Genomic DNA, 15,796 nt, shown 5'->3' with positions numbered 1-15,796 from the left:
CTTTCGGGTTCAAAATACGATTCTGAATATGATGCGTGGCATACCTATGTTTCTATTGGCTTTGATAATGGCGCTGCATGCCGGAGCCCAGCAACAAAAATCGCATTTTAAAGAGACGATCCAGACTAAATTCTCTCATGCGGACACCCTCCGGGGTTCTATTACCCCCCAGCGTGCCTGGTGGGACGTGATAGGTTACGACCTGTATGTAACCGTTACCCCCCAGGATAGCTCCTTTAAAGGCTATAATACCATTACCTATAAAGTGCTGCAGCAGGATAGCGTTATGCAGATAGATCTGCAGTATCCTATGATCATGGACAGCGTGGTGGTGGATATTGATAGTTTAAAGATCACCAAACAAACCAAGCTGGCCTTTGACCGCGACAGCAATGCCTACTTCATAAAATTTCCCAACGCACAAAAGAAAGGCACCCAGCGTAAAGTAACCGTGTTTTACCATGGGCAGCCCCGCAAGGCCATTAATGCCCCCTGGGATGGCGGCGTGGTATGGGCCCGCGACTCCCTGGGACGCCCCTGGATAGCTACTGCCTGCCAGGGCCTGGGCGCCAGCGTTTGGTGGCCTAATAAAGACCACCAGAGCGATGAGCCGGAATACATGAACATAAACGTAACCGTACCCAAGGAGCTGACGGACGTATCCAACGGCCGCCTGAAACTGCGTATACCCAATGCCGATAGTACGGTTACCTATGTATGGGCGGTGAACAGTCCTATTAATAACTACGATGTAGCCCTGAACATTGGCTACTACAAAGAGTTTAAGGATGTATATAACGGCGAAGGCGGTAAGCTGGACCTGGATTACTGGGTGCTGGATTACAATCTGGAAAAAGCCAAAAAACATTTTGAGGTAGTACCCAAAATGATGCAGTGCTTTGAGTACTGGTTCGGGAAATATCCTTTTTATAAAGACAGCTATAAGCTGGTAGATGCACCCCACCTGGGCATGGAGCACCAGAGCGCTGTGGCCTATGGCAATGGTTACCAGATGGGCTACAAGGGCCGCGACCTTTCCGGCACCGGCCAGGGGCTGAAATGGGATTTTATTATTGTGCACGAAAGCGGCCACGAATGGTTTGGTAACAACATTACCACCAACGACATAGCGGATATGTGGGTGCATGAAAGCTTTACCAACTATTCCGAAACCCTGTTCACCGAATGTGAGTTTGGCAGGGAAGCCGGTACAGAATACCTGATGGGCTGCCGTAAAAACATTAAGAACGACCGCCCTATTATTGGCATCTATAACGTGAACAACGAAGGTTCCGGCGATATGTACTACAAAGGCGGTACGCTGATCCATATGATCCGCCTGATCATTGATAATGATGAAGAATTCCGCCAGCTGCTGCGCGGTATGAATACGGATTTTGCGCACAAAACCGTGAACGGCAGCGACATAGAACGTTATATTTGCGCAAAAACCGGCAAAGACCTGCGTAAGACCTTTGACCAGTACCTGCGCGATACTACCCTGCCGGAGCTGCAGTACCGCATTGTAGGCCAGGTGCTGTATCACCGCTGGAAATCCTCCATTCCTAACTTTGACATGCCGGTAAAGGTAACGGTGGGCGAAAATAACTTTCAGTTCATTCACCCCGGTACCCGCTGGGCTACAGATAACCTGAGCTATATAGATCAGAAACTGTTTAAGGTAGATAAGCAGTTCTATATTAAAGTGCGGGAAATGAAATCGGTGAAAGAGATGAAGGAACCGAATTAGATATGCAGATGTGCAAATAATAAAAATGTCCGGATGCTGTCCGGACATTTTTATTTAACAGTATAATATGCTGCATTCATCATCTGTACATTTAATCTGTTTTCTTTACCAGCTTAAATGCATGGCTCCAGTTCCCTGTGCGGTAGCCGTAAGCGCTCCATAAAATACCCAGGGGTTCTATATAGCGGCTCATCACGATCTTTCCCATATCCGCCACATCTTCCCAGCCCATCTGGTGCAGCATATCGGTAACCACTTTTTTAGCTTCGTCGTTATTGCCGCAAATAAACATAGTAGGGTTTTCACTGCTATCCTTATGCTGGAACATGATCTCATGCCCTACACAGCTCAGGGCTTTTACAACACTGGTATCCGGCGGTAACCAGGCCTGGATCTGCTCCCCGGAAGATTTTAGCCCGCTCACAAAGGATAAGCGGCCTTCCGCATCCGGCCCTTTCCCATCCAGCGGGTTAGTAACATCCACCACTATCTTGCCTTTAAAGTTCCAGATCCCGGCTTGTTCAATAGCGCTTTTAGCGCCAATCCAGCTTACACACAGAATAATGATCTCCCCGGAAGCGGCTGCTTCCCGGAATGGTGCAATGCTGGCAAGAGGGCCCTGCCGCTTTAACCATTGCTGTAATGATTCTTTAGCGGGATTACGAGTTCCAATAATGACATGGTGGCCCAATCCTACAAACCCGGCGCCTAAAGTGAGCCCTACGGCCCCACTGCCCAGGATACCGATCTTCATGATGTAGTATTTGCAGGAAGATAAGAAAAAAATAGCTAACCTGTATTCCTGTAAGGTTTAACAGAAAAGCCGGGCACGGGTTGCGCACGGGTTGCACCCGAATTGCGCACGAATTACGTACGAATTACAGAGGGTCTCGTCCTGATATAGGTTTACACCCTTGTTAAATAATCCTGTTTGAAGTTTACAATATCCCATTACAGGGCAGGTACCGGCCATCCGTTAGGGTAATCCGTATCCTCTCCGCTGCATTCCATTCGTAATTATTCATACCATAATGTCTTTTCACTGGCATTCCCCCGTTTGCCGGGGCAGGCTATGCACCGCTTTGGGCGGGCCGTAATTGAAAATTCGTAATTAGCACATGCATACTCCCTGTGATTCCCATGCGTACTCCGTGTGATTCTCATGTGAATCCCATGTGCAGCTCCTATTAAAAGCGCATACATTTTAGGGTAAAAGCGCATGATGTTCAGGGTAAAAGCGCATTACTGTAAATATCCCAGGAACTTTTGCATGCCCTGCCGCTTGGCCGGCGTTAGCGGGTAGCTGATATGTTTGGTGTAATAAGCCGTAAGATCAAACAGCGGGTATGGGTTTTCCGCTACTACGGCCGGTATATTATGAATGCCTATGCTGTTGGCATTATTAAACTCCTGTATAAACTCCACCGGCAGGGGTTTGTTGCTTACCCAGGCCGCAAATACAAAAGGCAGGCTGGTAAAACGCATCCAGGCTTCGGCCAGGTCGTAAATGTAGGGGGAGTTATGGCGTTGTGCCAGCGCCCGGTCGCCTATTACCAAACCGGCATCATGGTCTTTGATCAGGTGCTGGTAATCACCGCTGGTTTCGACCAGCTCCACATCCAGCCGCCAGAAATCACGTACCAGCAGCTTCAGTAAGGCTACGGAAGTACGGCTCTGGTAATCCAGGTAAATGCGTTTAATATGCTGCAGCGGTACTTCGCTGAACAGGCACACAGAGGCTACCGGCCCCTCCGCTCCTATGCAAAAATCTGAAATAATATGCTGCTCCTGCATTTTGGGGATCACCGCCACCGGCACCAGCGCTACATCCACGCTGCCTTCAATTAACTGCCTGGCAATCACCGCCGGATAATCCATCGATAACTCCATCATCTTCATTACTGCATGTCCCCTGAAACCGTACAACAAAGGCTTGGTATTCAAATAACTTACTGCCGCTACTTTTACTTTCCGTTCCAATTTCTGTATTTTTGTGGCCCGCAAAATTAAGCTAAATTATTATGCAACTACAACCTTTAACCGCCATTTCACCATTGGACGGTCGTTACCGTAAACAACTGGAAGAGCTGGCCCCCTATTTTTCCGAATACGCGTTGATCCGTTACCGTGTACTGGTAGAAATAGAATATTTTATTGCCCTGGCGGAACAAAAGGTATTTGTGTTGCCAAAAGCAAAAGTGCCTGCCCTGCGGAAAATATACCAGGAATTTACCCTGGAGCATGCCCAGCTGATCAAGGATACAGAGAAGATCACCAACCACGACGTAAAAGCCGTGGAGTACTTTGTGAAGAACGAGCTCAAACGCCTAGGACTGGAAGATAAGCTGGAATGGGTACACTTTGGCCTTACCTCGCAGGACATTAACAATACCGCTACCCCCCTGCTTTGGAAAGAAGCCGTAGAGCAGCTGTACATGCCTGCCATAGCCAACCTGGTACTGGAGCTGAAGAAATTTGGCAAAAGCTGGATGAAGATCCCCATGCTGGCCCGTACCCATGGACAACCCGCATCGCCCACCATCCTGGGTAAAGAGATCCTGGTGTTTGTGGAAAGGTTGGAAGGACAGATAAAACTGCTGGGCGAAATACCCTTTGCAGCTAAATTCGGTGGCGCTACGGGTAACTTTAATGCCCACCATGTGGCTTTCCCTAAAATAAACTGGGAAAAGTTTGCCGATAAATTTGTGAACAATACCCTGGGCCTGCAACGTATGCGCTACACCACCCAGATAGAGCACTACGATAACCTGGCGGCCCATTTTGATACGCTGAAACGTATTAACAATGTGCTGATAGATCTTTGCCGCGACATCTGGACCTACATATCCATGGATTACTTTAAACAAAAAGTAAAGAAGAATGAGGTAGGTTCCAGCGCTATGCCGCATAAGGTAAATCCTATTGATTTTGAGAATGCAGAAGGTAACCTGGGCGTAGGTAATGCGCTGTATGAGCACCTAAGCGCCAAGCTGCCCATCTCCCGCCTGCAGCGCGATCTTACGGATTCTACTGTGCTGCGCAACATAGGCGTACCCTTTGGCCATAGCATACTGGCACTGCGCTCAATCCAAAAGGGTATGGAAAAGCTGATCCTGAATGAGGCCAAGCTGAAAGAGGACCTGGAAAACAACTGGGCTGTAGTAGCAGAAGCCATTCAAACTGTACTGCGCCGGGAAAACTATCCCCAGCCTTACGAAGCATTAAAAGAGCTTACCCGCGGCGGGGATCAGATCAATCAAAAGACCATCCATAAGTTTATTGATGGTTTAAAGATCAATGCTACGCTGAAGAAAGAGCTGAAAGCGATTACGCCGGAGAATTATACCGGAGTGTGGAGTTGATTTTAATTACGAATTACTCAATTACGAATTACGAATGAGTGCACTACAACAAGTTCGTAATTCGTAATACTTACAAATACAAAAGCGGAAGGTTTGAAACGGCGTTATTCGCCCATAATCTTAAACCTTCCGCTTTTTATTTAATTATCTATTCAAATCCCAATCTCCGCTGCATTCAATTCGTAATTATTCATACCATAATGTCTTTTCAATGGCATTCCCCGCTTGGCGGGGCAGGCAATGGCCCGCTTTTGGCGGGCCGTAATTGACAATTCGTAATTATTTTTCTCCCCGCGCCTTATATTGTTTGTAAAGCAGCATATCCAAGCCTGGGCCTTCAACCGCTGGATTCCATTCGTAATTTGTAATTGAATAATTCGTAATCCTATTTGGCCGTGTCCAGATAAAAATACGCCGTTGCAGATACATCATCAGAACGGTAAAAGTTTGTCCAGGAATCAGGCTGCGCGGCAGTTTTCAGGCGTACTACCTTATCTTTTTTATACAAAGGCTGCTGATGGCCGCCAAGATCACTGGTAATGGGGATCATACGCGCGCCGGCATCCTGCAGCGCCATAACGGTTGCTGTTGGTCCGCCGCCGATTTGCTGCAGCGTAACACGGCAGCTATTTGTAAAGAATATGGGATCCGGGATGTGATAGCGGTAAAAGCACCATTGCCGCAGGGAATCGCTGGATACCAGGCAGCCGCTGTACTGGTTGGCAAAAAAGCCTTGTCCCCACCCGGTGCCAATATAATCTTCTGTACCGGTGCCCACCAGCGTGGGTAATGCCTGGTCGCCATCCAGGAACATTTTCACCTCTCCTTCTCCCCACCATAGCTTACCATATGCGGGGTTGGCGTTTATGCCCACATTCACTCCCAGGAAACGGCCTTTGCCCTTTACAGCAGGCAGCAGCTCAAAATCGGTACCTGGCTGGGTAGCAGTATCGCGGTGCCAGTAAGCATGAAAGTACAGGTTACTGTCATCCCATGCTTTTACCAGGCTATAATCCACATCGAAAAAGAAATGGCTCAGCGGCTTGCCTGATCCATTGGTTACTACAATGCGGGCTGCCTTTTTGAATGGCATAGGTATAAAACAGTTAAAGGAGCGGCCTTCCGGGCTGGCAAACAGCGCATTCTCAAATACTGCTGTTCTGCCCAGGCCTACGCCAAAGAAATCGCCCAGCGGTACAGATACTGCGGGTGTACGCTCATTATCCCAGAACATTTCCAGCTTCAATGAGCGCAGCATTTCCGGAGAACGGTCTGAAAGTGTGATCCAGATGCGGTGAATGATGCCCGGTTCCTGTATATTCAGCAAAGTAACGGTGGCGCCGGCAGCAATGGATTCAAAGGGATGCCCTTTAGCGCCGTTATTGGCTTTGCCACCTGCGCCCTTTACGCCGTTCAGGTTTTCAGGACTGCTCCAGCGGGGTGTAAGGTTGCTATCAAATTGGTAATATGGGTGGTTCTGGGCCTGGCTGTATTGCAGCAGGCAGGCTAGTATGGCGGAGAACAGGAAGAGGCGCAGCATTTAATTACGAATTATTTAATTACGAATTGGTATTACAAGATGGTAGTACTTAAAATACTATGAAATCCTCTAAAACGCATCCTCAAAATGCACCACCTCCATCTCCTCTCCTTCTCCAAACGTAATGGCAATAATATCAAAACGTATAGCCACCGGCGTAAGCCCGCTTTTTTCCATAAACACTTCTGCAGCGCCTTGTAAATACTGCCGCTTCTTAAAATCCACCTTTTCTTCCGGCCAGCCGAACACACTATTAATACGCGTTTTCACCTCCACAAATACCAGGTGCCCATCTTTCAGCGCAATCACATCAATCTCTTTCCGCCCCCATTTCCAGTTAATGTGTAAAACAGTATACTGTTGCTGTTGTAAGTAATTTTGTGCGATCTGCTCTCCTTTTTTACCCAGCTCATTATGGGAAGCCATTTTTTCAACTATTTTTGGGATTGGTTTTTATGGTTCATCAATAAATAAATCTACTTAAATGGCTGCAGTTGATAAAAAGTTATTCCGGCTGGATGGGAAAGTACAACACTATGCATGGGGCGGTTATACCTATATCCCGGAACTATTAGGCATTCCAAAACAGCAGGAGCCCAGCGCGGAGTACTGGATGGGCGCGCATCCCAGCGCACCGGCCACCATTCACCTGAACGGGGAAACCACTACGCTGGATCAGCTGATCAAACAATCACCCGCAGCCATTGTGGGCCAGCAGGTATGGGACCGCTTTGGCGAGCTGCCTTACCTGTTTAAGATCCTGGATGTAAAAGATATGCTGTCTATACAGGTACACCCCACCAAAGCAGAAGCAGAGAAAGGTTTTGCCCGTGAAAATGAAGCGGGCATCCCCTTAAAAGCAGCCAACCGTAATTATAAAGATGCCAACCATAAACCGGAGATCATGGTGGCCTTAAGTGAGTTCTGGCTGCTGCATGGCTTTTTGCCGGAAGCAAAGCTGCAATCCATCCTGGAAACGGTGCCGGAGTTTGCCTCCCTGAAAGGCGTATTTGAAAAAGACGGTTATTATGGCCTGTATAAAACCGTAATGGAAATGCCGCAGGAGCAAGTGAATACCATGCTGCGCCCGCTGGCAGACCGTATACTGCCCGCCTACCTGGCCGGCCAGCTGGCTAAAAGCGATCCTGCTTTCTGGGCCGGCAGGGCTATTGCCAATGACCCGCAGGGCCTGGAACGCCTGGACCGTGGTATTTTTTCCATTTACTTCTTCAACATTGTACAAACCCAGCCCGGCGATGCCGTGTTCCAGGATGCAGGCATTCCGCATGCTTACCTGGAAGGACAGAACGCAGAGCTGATGGCCAATTCCGATAATGTACTGCGTGGCGGCCTTACGCCCAAGCATATTGATGTACAGGAGCTGCTGAAGCATACCCGCTTTGAAGCCGTGCATCCGCACATCATGACCGGCGAGCCAGCGGCCGACCCTGCAGAAAAGATCTACCATTCCCCTGCGCCGGATTTTGTGGTAAGCAGCATTACCCTGCACCCTGGCATTACGTATACGCATACCAGCAAAGCAGCAGAGATCATGCTGGTGCTAAACGGCAATACCACTATTACCGGCTCCGATACGCTGGAGCTGCAAAAAGGCCAGGCCGTATTTGTATGCAGTGGGGAAACCTATAAAATGACCGGTAACGCTTTGGTATTCAAGGCAACCGTGCCTGTTTCATAATTGGGAATTTTAACGTAGATTCGCATACCGGAAAACGCATCAAATACCACAAATGAAACAAAAGACATCCTTACCAGAAGTACTGCTCATTGTTGGCCTTATCTTAATGGTCGGTTTAAGCCGTTTGATCACCAATGAAATGCAGCTGTGGAACTTTAACGCCATTGGCGCCAGCGCTCTGTTTGGCGGTGTGGTTATCAAAAATAAAAAGCTGGCTTACATTTTACCGCTGGCTACCCTGTTCCTTACAGACATTTGTTTTGAGCTGTTCACCAGCATTCAAGGCTTTTATGGTGCACAAATGTTTGTAGTGTATGGCGCCTTTTTATTCATTACCTGGATAGGCGCCAACCTCCGCAAAGTAAATGCGCTTACTGTATTGCTGGCCTCTATTGGCAGCGGGGTATTGTTCTTCCTGATCTCCAATACCGGTATGTGGGCGCTGGGCGATATGTATCCGCACACTTTCAGCGGGCTGCTCACCTGCTATGCTGCAGCTATCCCATTCTTCCGGAACGATCTGTTTGGCAGCTTTTTCCTGAATACCATTATGGGCAATGTATTTTATAGCGCTGTACTGTTTGGCGCTTATGCCCTGGTAAAACGGCTGGCTTTCAAACCCCAGCAGCAATTAGCTTAAGCAATCAAATAATTGAAATAAAAGAAAAAGAGAAGGTCAAATGCCTTCTCTTTTTTATTGCTATCATTTTGATACACGTAAGTAATATAAAACGAAAAGAGAAGATCAAAGACCTTCTCTTTCCTATCTAAAAATAAATTTGTGCTTAGTTAAAGTTGATTTTACCAGGTATCACCGCCTTTTGTAATTGATTTCATAATTTATGCTTTATTAGTTACGAAATTTCCACTTCTCTACTAAAGTAGTAAATTCTATCCAAATCTCCTCATTCTTTTTATTCGCCCTCCTTTCCTTTATAAAGTTAATATAATCATCGTAAAATGCATAAACTATATTCCTAAAGTATTTTTTCATAAACGCTTCATCCATAATATCTTCATTAACGGCAACGGACATAGATTCAAAGTAATTGAAGATGCAGATCAGAGATTTCCTGAATTCTATATTCTTCGGTTTATCGAACGCTATAACAAATGCCTTCACATCTGTTTTCAATAAAATGTAGTCCTTTTCCTGTGTAAATGCTATACAGCACTTTGAATAATCGATCATTGGAGAGGTGCTACTCCCATTGTAAAAACCAATAATCCCCATGCTGTATTTTCGTATAGGCGCCCACACTAACAGGATGCTTGAACAACGGGCAATCCAGCACCAGGGTATGAAACTCGCCGTTCTCCCCGCATACATCCACCCCTTTGGCTTCCAGCTCCTTCACCAGGTCCTCATCCAGTATCCTGCCTAAAAAATCCGGACCTAAATGAGTGTTGCAGGAAACGATCATGGTTTTAATACCGCTTTGCAGCATTTCCATTACCAGCTGATGGCGGGGCTGCTGCCACAGGGGCAATACGGCTTCAATACCTGCAGCGGCGCATACTTTTTCCTCCCAGTCGCGATGGGGTTGCAGGTCAATATCACCAAATACGGCAGCCTTCACTTCGTAGATCTCTACCAGCTGTTGCAGCGTTGCAATAAACCGCTCCTCATAACTTTCCCAGCTGGCAGGCACTGTAACCACCACCATTTCCAGCATGGATGCTTGCTCCATTAATACGGCATGTGGCAGGCCGTGAGAGCGGGAGATCTGCCCGTTCTCATTCATCATGTTCAGTAATACTACCGGCTGGTAACCCGCTGCCTTTGCCTGCATCATGGCATAACAGCTATCCTTGCCCCCGCTCCAGGAAACAACGCTACGCATGTTTATCAATTATGAGATATGAAGTAAGATGATTGATCCTTGTTAAATGAAAATAGGAAAAAACGAAATCATCTATCCATAAAAAAAGAGGTAAGCAGGTGCTTACCTCTTTCAATATCGGATCTTAAATTTCGTTTAGTCGTCAAGCTTCAGCACCGCCAGGAAAGCTTCCTGTGGTATTTCCACGTTGCCTATCTGGCGCATGCGTTTCTTACCTTCTTTCTGTTTTTCCAGCAGCTTACGTTTACGGGAAATATCACCACCATAACACTTGGCGGTTACATCCTTACGCATGGCGCTGATGTTCTCACGGGCCACCACCTTGGCGCCAATAGCGGCCTGTATGGCTATCAGGAACTGCTGGCGGGGCAGCAATTCTTTCAGCTTCTCGCACAGCTTGCGGCCAAAGTCCTGGGCGCGGCCCCGGTGTATCAATGCGCTCAGCGCATCCACCTTTTCTGCATTCAGCAGAATGTCCATCTTCACAATATCGCTATCACGGTAGCCTATTGGCGAGTAGTCAAATGAAGCATATCCACGGGTCTGGCTCTTCAGCTTATCATAAAAATCAAACACGATCTCCGTTAACGGCATTTCAAAGATCAGCTCTACACGGGTAGTGGTCAGGTAGCTCTGGTTAATGAGAATACCACGCTTGCCCAGGCACAGCGTCATAATATTGCCTATATATTCCGGTTTGGTAATGATCTGTGCACGGATGAACGGCTCCTCAATACGTTCCAGCCTGCTGGGGTCCGGCATTTCAGAGGGGTTGTTCACGATCAGCCTTTCGTTGCGGGTGGTATGCGCAATAAAGCTCACGTTGGGCACCGTAGTGATCACGGTTTGGTTAAACTCCCGCTCCAGGCGCTCCTGGATAATTTCCATGTGCAGCATGCCCAGGAATCCGCAGCGGAAGCCAAAGCCCAGCGCCTGTGAGGTTTCCAGCTCATAGGTCAGGGAGGCATCATTCAGCTGCAGCTTATCCATACAGTCGCGCAGCTCCTCAAAGGCATCGGTTTCTACCGGGAAAATACCGGCAAATACCATGGGTTTTACCTCTTCAAAACCGCGGATGGCGGTAACACCGGGGTTGGATACCAGTGTGATGGTATCGCCTACCTTCACTTCTTTGGCGTTCTTAATGCCGGTAATAATATAGCCTACATCGCCGGTCCGCACTTCATTCCTGGGTTCCAGTCCCAGGCGCAGTATGCCTACTTCATCGGCAAAGTATTCTTCACCTGTATTTACGAACTTGATCTTATCGCCTTTTTTAACCACTCCATTGTATACACGGAAGTAAGCGATGATGCCGCGGAAAGAGTTGAACACACTATCAAAGATCAACGCCTGCAGGGGCTCTTCCGGGTCGCCTTTGGGAGCAGGAATGCGCTTTACAATGGCTTCCAGTATTTCCTCTATGCCCATGCCGGTTTTGCCGGATGCCAGCAGGATATCTTCCTCCTTACAGCCTATCAGCTCCAGGATCTGATCCTTCACTTCCGGGATCATGGCGCCGTCCATATCTATCTTGTTGATCACAGGAATGATCTCCAGGTCGTTTTCCAGCGCCAGGTACAGGTTAGAGATAGTTTGCGCCTGAATGCCCTGGGTAGCATCTACCAGCAGCAGAGCGCCTTCGCAGGCAGCCAGTGCGCGGGATACTTCGTAGGAAAAGTCTACGTGACCGGGGGTATCAATCAAGTTAAAAACATATTGTTCACTACCCAGGGTATAGTTCATCTGGATAGCATGGCTTTTAATGGTAATCCCTTTTTCCCGTTCCAGGTCCATGTCATCCAGCACCTGTGCCTGCATGTCCCTTTCAGAAATGGTTTTGGTACGCTCCAGTAAACGGTCCGCTAATGTGCTCTTGCCGTGGTCAATATGCGCAATAATGCAAAAATTCCGTATGTTCTTCATATGTTCTTTGCTGATACAGAAGTAGGATATAAGCAGTAAGAAGGTAATTTGATGCCGTTTCTTACTTCCTATATCCTACCTCATTATTCTAACTTCAAGCCACAAAGGTATTTAAATTTTGCCTATATTTTGTGCTAAATCAGCATTATGGATTTACAACAACAATTTGAAGCGGCCGTAGCCAATAGCAAGACTTTATCCGAAAAACCCAGCAATGAGATCCTGCTGCAGCTGTACTCCCTGTACAAGCAGGCCACTGAAGGCGATGTGAATATTCCCCCGCCGGAAAACTTCTTTGATATTGCCGGCAAAGCCAAGCATGAAGCCTGGACCGGCCAGAAGGGTAAGGCCAAAGAGCAGGCCATGGAGGAGTATGTGGCACTGGTTACTAAACTAAAAGGATAACAGATGACCCGGCGATCCCTGTATATACTGCTGGCTGGCCTGGCAATGGCATGCCATGCACCCCGGAAAGCAGCCCCCCTTTTCCACTATCGATTATGTAACAGTAGGTAAAATGATGGATACCATCAGGCCGCCCTATACAATTGACGTATCCCATGGTGCTAAACGGGTGGTTATGAATGCGCAGGTAGAGCTGTTTGACTACATCAACGGTGGCGATTGCCGTTTCTGCGCCATTGGCCGGGCTTCTAAAATGGTGAGGGACAGCGTCCTGCTGGATAAGATAGACAATGCCCTTAACCATTTTGACCGGGTGATGGTCACCTTTGGGCACGGGCATGCTATTGCCCTGTCGCCTGCGCTGCAGCAGGTAGTGAACCGGCATTGAACGCTAAACGCCGAACACTGAATGCTAAACGCTTATCGGCGCTGTACATGTATGCAGCATTAAGCGTTACGCATTAAGCATTCAGCATTAACACCTTTCTGCTTTCCCCTTTCTGCTTTCTGCTATTTAAACTACCTTTGGCACAGTATGGTACCCGCATTTACAATCAGTGAAAGAACACAACATTACCTGGCGCTGGAAGAACAGTATGGCGCCCACAATTATCATCCCCTGCCGGTAGTGCTGGAACGGGGGGAAGGGGTATTTGTATGGGATGTGGATAACAAACGTTATTACGATTTCCTTTCCGGCTACTCTGCCGTAAACCAGGGGCACTGCCATCCTAAGATCATTGCTACCCTTATAGAACAGGCGCAAAAGCTTACGCTTACTTCCCGCGCCTTTCACAGCGATCTGTTAGGAGAATACGCCGCCTTTATCACCCATTTCTTCGGATACGATAAAGTGCTGCCGATGAACACGGGTGTAGAAGCCGTGGAAACCGCCCTGAAGCTCTGCCGCCGCTGGGGATACATGGTAAAGGGCATCCCGGAGAACAAAGCAAAGATCATTACCTGCAGCAATAACTTTCATGGCCGTACGCTGAATGTGATCTCTTTCAGCACAGATCCCTCTGCCCGCCAGGGCTTTGGGCCCTATATGCCCGGTTATGAAGTGATCTCCTATAACAATCTGCCCGCGCTGGAAAAAGCCCTGCAGGACCCGCACGTAGCCGGTTTCCTGGTAGAGCCTATCCAGGGTGAAGCCGGGGTAATGGTGCCGGATGAAGGTTACCTTGCCAAGGCCCGCCAATACTGTGCAGATGCGAATGTGTTATTTATAGCAGATGAGATCCAGACCGGCCTGGCCCGCACCGGCGCCATGCTGTGCTGCGACCTGGAACAGGTGCGCCCCGATATACTGGTGCTGGGCAAAGCCCTTTCAGGCGGTACTTTACCGGTATCTGCTGTGCTGGCGGATGATGAGATCATGCTTACCATTAAACCCGGTGAGCACGGCTCTACCTACGGTGGTAACCCGCTGGCCTGTAAAGTGGCCATAGCCGCGCTTACTGTGCTGAAGGAAGAAAAGATGGCGGAGAATGCCGCTGCTATGGGTCAGCTGCTGCGCGATGAGCTGGCCGCCCTGCAATCCCCTTACATATCGCTGATACGCGGTAAAGGATTGCTGAATGCCATTGTGATCAAACATGCCGATCCGGAAGCTGCCTGGGACCTGTGCCTGGCGCTGAAAGAGCAGGGCCTGCTGGCAAAACCCACCCATGGCGATAAGATCCGTTTTGCACCACCACTCGTTATTAATGCAGCCCAGATCCGGGAATGTGTGGGGATGATTGGCAAGAGCCTGGAACGGTTTTAATTACGAATTATCAATTACGAATTACGAATTACGAATGGCTTGGAGCGAGTGGAGAACTTTTGTTGTTTGTAATTGATAATGAGGGCAAACATCCACATTCGTAGGTGATGAGCAAATAAATACAAATTGATGGAGGCAAATGCAGACCTGCACTATTGTCACACAAAGAACGTCTTTAAAAATACTATGCCAAATAATGAGTCAATACGAATTGATCTTCGCTGCATTCAATTCGCATTTACTCATATCATAATTACTTTCAATGGCATTCCCCGCTGGGCGGGGCAGGCTATGCACCGCTTGGGCGGGGTCGTAATTGACAATTCGTAATTCATTCCTCGTTCTATGCTTCAAAAGACTGCTATCAGAAGTACCGGCTGGAAAACTGACTTCCTCATCGGGTTCCCGGACGGGTTATTCCTGCTGTTCTTTACTACCCTGCTGATACAGGTATTCCCGGTGGATGTGCAGCAGTTCTATAACATCAACCTCTGGATCTCATTAGGCGGCACGATGCTGGTAATGGCTACTGCATGGCAGGCTAACCGGGGCGAAACACATGACGAATCCTCTCTTTCACCGGAAGAACGAAAAAAGCTGGAGCAGCTGGATCTTGCAGAAGATACGATTGTACATATCGGTAAAGAAATGGAGCAGGATGCAACCCGCTGGGAACAGATCCTGCAGCAGGAAAAAGTGCAGCAGATCCACTGGCATCCTTTACGGGCCCTGCGCAGTACCCTGGTTGCAGGCGTATTTTTTCTTACCGGCGCATTCATTGCTTTCTGGCCCTACCTGGCCAATGAGAACTTTGGCGCAGCTACCCGTGTTAGCACAGGCCTGGTATTTACCGGCACGGTTGTATTTGCCTTTATAAAAGCAAAGATCACCAGCCAGCGTACACTACCGGTCATATTACGTTACCTGCTGTTAACAGCAGGCATCTGGTTAGCGGTATTTATTGTGAAGCTTGTGATGGAACGTTAGGCTTCCTCTGCACTACTACGCAGAAGAACGCCACCAAAGCCCCTGCCAGTGACAGGTACAGCCCTATTTCCTTATGCGGGCATATCCCCATTTCACAGCGGGCAAACAGGATCATATTACGGAAGGTCCAGGCAATAAGAAAAGCGGTAATAAACACATTCAAACGCCGCGCCCATGTTTTCTTAAAAAGAAATAACACACCGGCTATTGCAGCCACTACAACATTCAGTTTTCCCGGCTCCCCAAAAGAGGAACCGGCCGTATGCACCCCGGTAAATACCAGGTGTTTGCTTTCCACCGTGAGCCAGGGCAGGAAAGCGCTGACAATAATTGTAACAGCAGCCGCTAAACCGATAAGGTTATTCTTAGACATAAGGACGCAAAGGTAATTATTTAATGTGCAGATGTGCAAATATGCAGGTGTGCAGATGGCGGCGCAGGATGGTATTGATCATTTGCACATTTACTCATCTATTTACATCGGTATAATATATGTAACAGCATAAACCAGCGTA

16 protein-coding genes are annotated in these 15,796 nt (G+C 48.1%); 8 read left to right on the top strand and 8 right to left on the bottom strand.

Annotation, left to right across the window (positions count from 1 at the left end; translation table 11 throughout):
- The first annotated feature begins 28 nt into the window (after positions 1-28).
- The gene (locus tag BMZ54_RS12160; RefSeq protein ID WP_238386561.1) at positions 29-1,750 is read left to right on the top strand and encodes a M1 family metallopeptidase; all 1,722 of its coding nucleotides are present in this window, start codon (positions 29-31) and stop codon (positions 1,748-1,750) included.
- Positions 1,751-1,841: 91 nt separating this feature from the next.
- Here BMZ54_RS12160 and BMZ54_RS12155 read toward each other — a convergent pair whose 3' ends face one another.
- Both BMZ54_RS12155 and BMZ54_RS12150 read right to left on the bottom strand, forming a co-directional pair.
- Positions 1,842-2,504: an NADPH-dependent F420 reductase gene (locus BMZ54_RS12155; protein ID WP_089911251.1), complete on the bottom strand. Its 663-nt coding sequence runs from the start codon at positions 2,502-2,504 to the stop codon at positions 1,842-1,844.
- 488 nt (positions 2,505-2,992) lie between these two features.
- Positions 2,993-3,730 carry a menaquinone biosynthetic enzyme MqnA/MqnD family protein gene (locus tag BMZ54_RS12150; protein WP_089911954.1) on the bottom strand — a complete coding sequence of 246 codons (738 nt, stop codon included), beginning with the start codon at positions 3,728-3,730 and terminating at the stop codon, positions 2,993-2,995.
- 41 nt (positions 3,731-3,771) lie between these two features.
- Here BMZ54_RS12150 and purB point away from each other — a divergent pair, with 41 nt between their 5' ends.
- The gene (purB, locus tag BMZ54_RS12145) at positions 3,772-5,112 is read left to right on the top strand and encodes an adenylosuccinate lyase (RefSeq protein ID WP_089911248.1); all 1,341 of its coding nucleotides are present in this window, start codon (positions 3,772-3,774) and stop codon (positions 5,110-5,112) included.
- 385 nt (positions 5,113-5,497) lie between these two features.
- Here purB and BMZ54_RS12140 read toward each other — a convergent pair whose 3' ends face one another.
- Complete coding sequence (locus BMZ54_RS12140; RefSeq protein WP_089911244.1) at positions 5,498-6,652, bottom strand: glycoside hydrolase family 172 protein; 1,155 nt, start codon at positions 6,650-6,652, stop codon at positions 5,498-5,500.
- A 69-nt stretch (positions 6,653-6,721) separates the two neighbouring features.
- A complete protein-coding gene (locus BMZ54_RS12135) occupies positions 6,722-7,078 on the bottom strand; it encodes a YraN family protein (protein WP_089911241.1) in 357 nt (118 codons plus the stop codon).
- A gap of 58 nt (positions 7,079-7,136) precedes the next feature.
- Here BMZ54_RS12135 and manA point away from each other — a divergent pair, with 58 nt between their 5' ends.
- Both manA and BMZ54_RS12125 read left to right on the top strand, forming a co-directional pair.
- The gene (manA, locus tag BMZ54_RS12130) at positions 7,137-8,351 is read left to right on the top strand and encodes a mannose-6-phosphate isomerase, class I (RefSeq protein ID WP_089911238.1); all 1,215 of its coding nucleotides are present in this window, start codon (positions 7,137-7,139) and stop codon (positions 8,349-8,351) included.
- Between the two features lie 52 nt (positions 8,352-8,403).
- Entirely contained in the window at positions 8,404-8,991 is a 588-nt protein-coding gene (locus BMZ54_RS12125; RefSeq protein ID WP_089911235.1) for a DUF6580 family putative transport protein, read from the top strand.
- Between the two features lie 210 nt (positions 8,992-9,201).
- Here the strand turns inward: BMZ54_RS12125 and BMZ54_RS33565 are convergent, their stop codons facing one another.
- The 3 genes from BMZ54_RS33565 to lepA all read right to left on the bottom strand — a co-directional run bounded on the left by BMZ54_RS33565 (position 9,202) and on the right by lepA (position 12,121).
- Positions 9,202-9,543 (bottom strand): DUF4760 domain-containing protein, encoded by a 342-nt coding sequence (locus tag BMZ54_RS33565; protein ID WP_394332710.1) that lies wholly within the window; start codon positions 9,541-9,543, stop codon positions 9,202-9,204.
- A 10-nt stretch (positions 9,544-9,553) separates the two neighbouring features.
- Positions 9,554-10,195, bottom strand: a complete 642-nt coding sequence (locus BMZ54_RS12115) for a Dph6-related ATP pyrophosphatase (protein WP_089911227.1) — start codon at positions 10,193-10,195, stop codon at positions 9,554-9,556.
- A gap of 135 nt (positions 10,196-10,330) precedes the next feature.
- On the bottom strand, positions 10,331-12,121 hold the full coding sequence (gene lepA / locus BMZ54_RS12110; RefSeq protein WP_089911224.1) for a translation elongation factor 4: 1,791 nt from the start codon (positions 12,119-12,121) through the stop codon (positions 10,331-10,333).
- A gap of 147 nt (positions 12,122-12,268) precedes the next feature.
- On the opposite strand from lepA, the gene BMZ54_RS12105 reads away from it, so the two are divergent.
- The 4 genes from BMZ54_RS12105 to BMZ54_RS12090 all read left to right on the top strand — a co-directional run bounded on the left by BMZ54_RS12105 (position 12,269) and on the right by BMZ54_RS12090 (position 15,281).
- Positions 12,269-12,526 carry an acyl-CoA-binding protein gene (locus tag BMZ54_RS12105; protein ID WP_089911221.1) on the top strand — a complete coding sequence of 86 codons (258 nt, stop codon included), beginning with the start codon at positions 12,269-12,271 and terminating at the stop codon, positions 12,524-12,526.
- A 55-nt stretch (positions 12,527-12,581) separates the two neighbouring features.
- The gene (locus BMZ54_RS12100) at positions 12,582-12,914 is read left to right on the top strand and encodes a hypothetical protein (protein WP_089911218.1); all 333 of its coding nucleotides are present in this window, start codon (positions 12,582-12,584) and stop codon (positions 12,912-12,914) included.
- A gap of 147 nt (positions 12,915-13,061) precedes the next feature.
- The gene (gene rocD / locus BMZ54_RS12095) at positions 13,062-14,294 is read left to right on the top strand and encodes an ornithine--oxo-acid transaminase (protein WP_089911215.1); all 1,233 of its coding nucleotides are present in this window, start codon (positions 13,062-13,064) and stop codon (positions 14,292-14,294) included.
- A gap of 345 nt (positions 14,295-14,639) precedes the next feature.
- A complete protein-coding gene (locus BMZ54_RS12090) occupies positions 14,640-15,281 on the top strand; it encodes a VIT1/CCC1 transporter family protein (RefSeq protein ID WP_089911214.1) in 642 nt (213 codons plus the stop codon).
- Here BMZ54_RS12090 and BMZ54_RS12085 read toward each other — a convergent pair.
- Complete coding sequence (locus BMZ54_RS12085) at positions 15,253-15,654, bottom strand: hypothetical protein (RefSeq protein WP_089911211.1); 402 nt, start codon at positions 15,652-15,654, stop codon at positions 15,253-15,255. The two genes, BMZ54_RS12090 and BMZ54_RS12085, sit on opposite strands and share 29 nt — an antisense overlap.
- Positions 15,655-15,796 lie beyond the last annotated feature (142 nt).

Source organism: Chitinophaga rupis, from assembly GCF_900109685.1.
Classification (GTDB): domain Bacteria; phylum Bacteroidota; class Bacteroidia; order Chitinophagales; family Chitinophagaceae; genus Chitinophaga; species Chitinophaga rupis.
This window is presented reverse-complemented; position numbering and strand designations above follow the sequence as displayed.

Bases quoted from the DNA above. Each gene is read 5' to 3' on its own strand.
- BMZ54_RS12160 (WP_238386561.1), top strand. From the start codon at position 29: ATGATGCGTGGCATACCTATGTTTCTATTGGCTTTGATAATGGCGCTG.
- BMZ54_RS12155 (WP_089911251.1), bottom strand. From the start codon at position 2,504: ATGAAGATCGGTATCCTGGGCAGTGGGGCCGTAGGGCTCACTTTAGGC.
- purB (WP_089911248.1), top strand. From the start codon at position 3,772: ATGCAACTACAACCTTTAACCGCCATTTCACCATTGGACGGTCGTTAC.
- BMZ54_RS12140 (WP_089911244.1), bottom strand. From the start codon at position 6,652: ATGCTGCGCCTCTTCCTGTTCTCCGCCATACTAGCCTGCCTGCTGCAA.
- BMZ54_RS12135 (WP_089911241.1), bottom strand. From the start codon at position 7,078: ATGGCTTCCCATAATGAGCTGGGTAAAAAAGGAGAGCAGATCGCACAA.
- manA (WP_089911238.1), top strand. From the start codon at position 7,137: ATGGCTGCAGTTGATAAAAAGTTATTCCGGCTGGATGGGAAAGTACAA.
- BMZ54_RS12125 (WP_089911235.1), top strand. From the start codon at position 8,404: ATGAAACAAAAGACATCCTTACCAGAAGTACTGCTCATTGTTGGCCTT.
- BMZ54_RS33565 (WP_394332710.1), bottom strand. From the start codon at position 9,543: ATGATCGATTATTCAAAGTGCTGTATAGCATTTACACAGGAAAAGGAC.
- BMZ54_RS12115 (WP_089911227.1), bottom strand. From the start codon at position 10,195: ATGCGTAGCGTTGTTTCCTGGAGCGGGGGCAAGGATAGCTGTTATGCC.
- lepA (WP_089911224.1), bottom strand. From the start codon at position 12,121: ATGAAGAACATACGGAATTTTTGCATTATTGCGCATATTGACCACGGC.
- BMZ54_RS12105 (WP_089911221.1), top strand. From the start codon at position 12,269: ATGGATTTACAACAACAATTTGAAGCGGCCGTAGCCAATAGCAAGACT.
- BMZ54_RS12100 (WP_089911218.1), top strand. From the start codon at position 12,582: ATGCACCCCGGAAAGCAGCCCCCCTTTTCCACTATCGATTATGTAACA.
- rocD (WP_089911215.1), top strand. From the start codon at position 13,062: ATGGTACCCGCATTTACAATCAGTGAAAGAACACAACATTACCTGGCG.
- BMZ54_RS12090 (WP_089911214.1), top strand. From the start codon at position 14,640: ATGCTTCAAAAGACTGCTATCAGAAGTACCGGCTGGAAAACTGACTTC.
- BMZ54_RS12085 (WP_089911211.1), bottom strand. From the start codon at position 15,654: ATGTCTAAGAATAACCTTATCGGTTTAGCGGCTGCTGTTACAATTATT.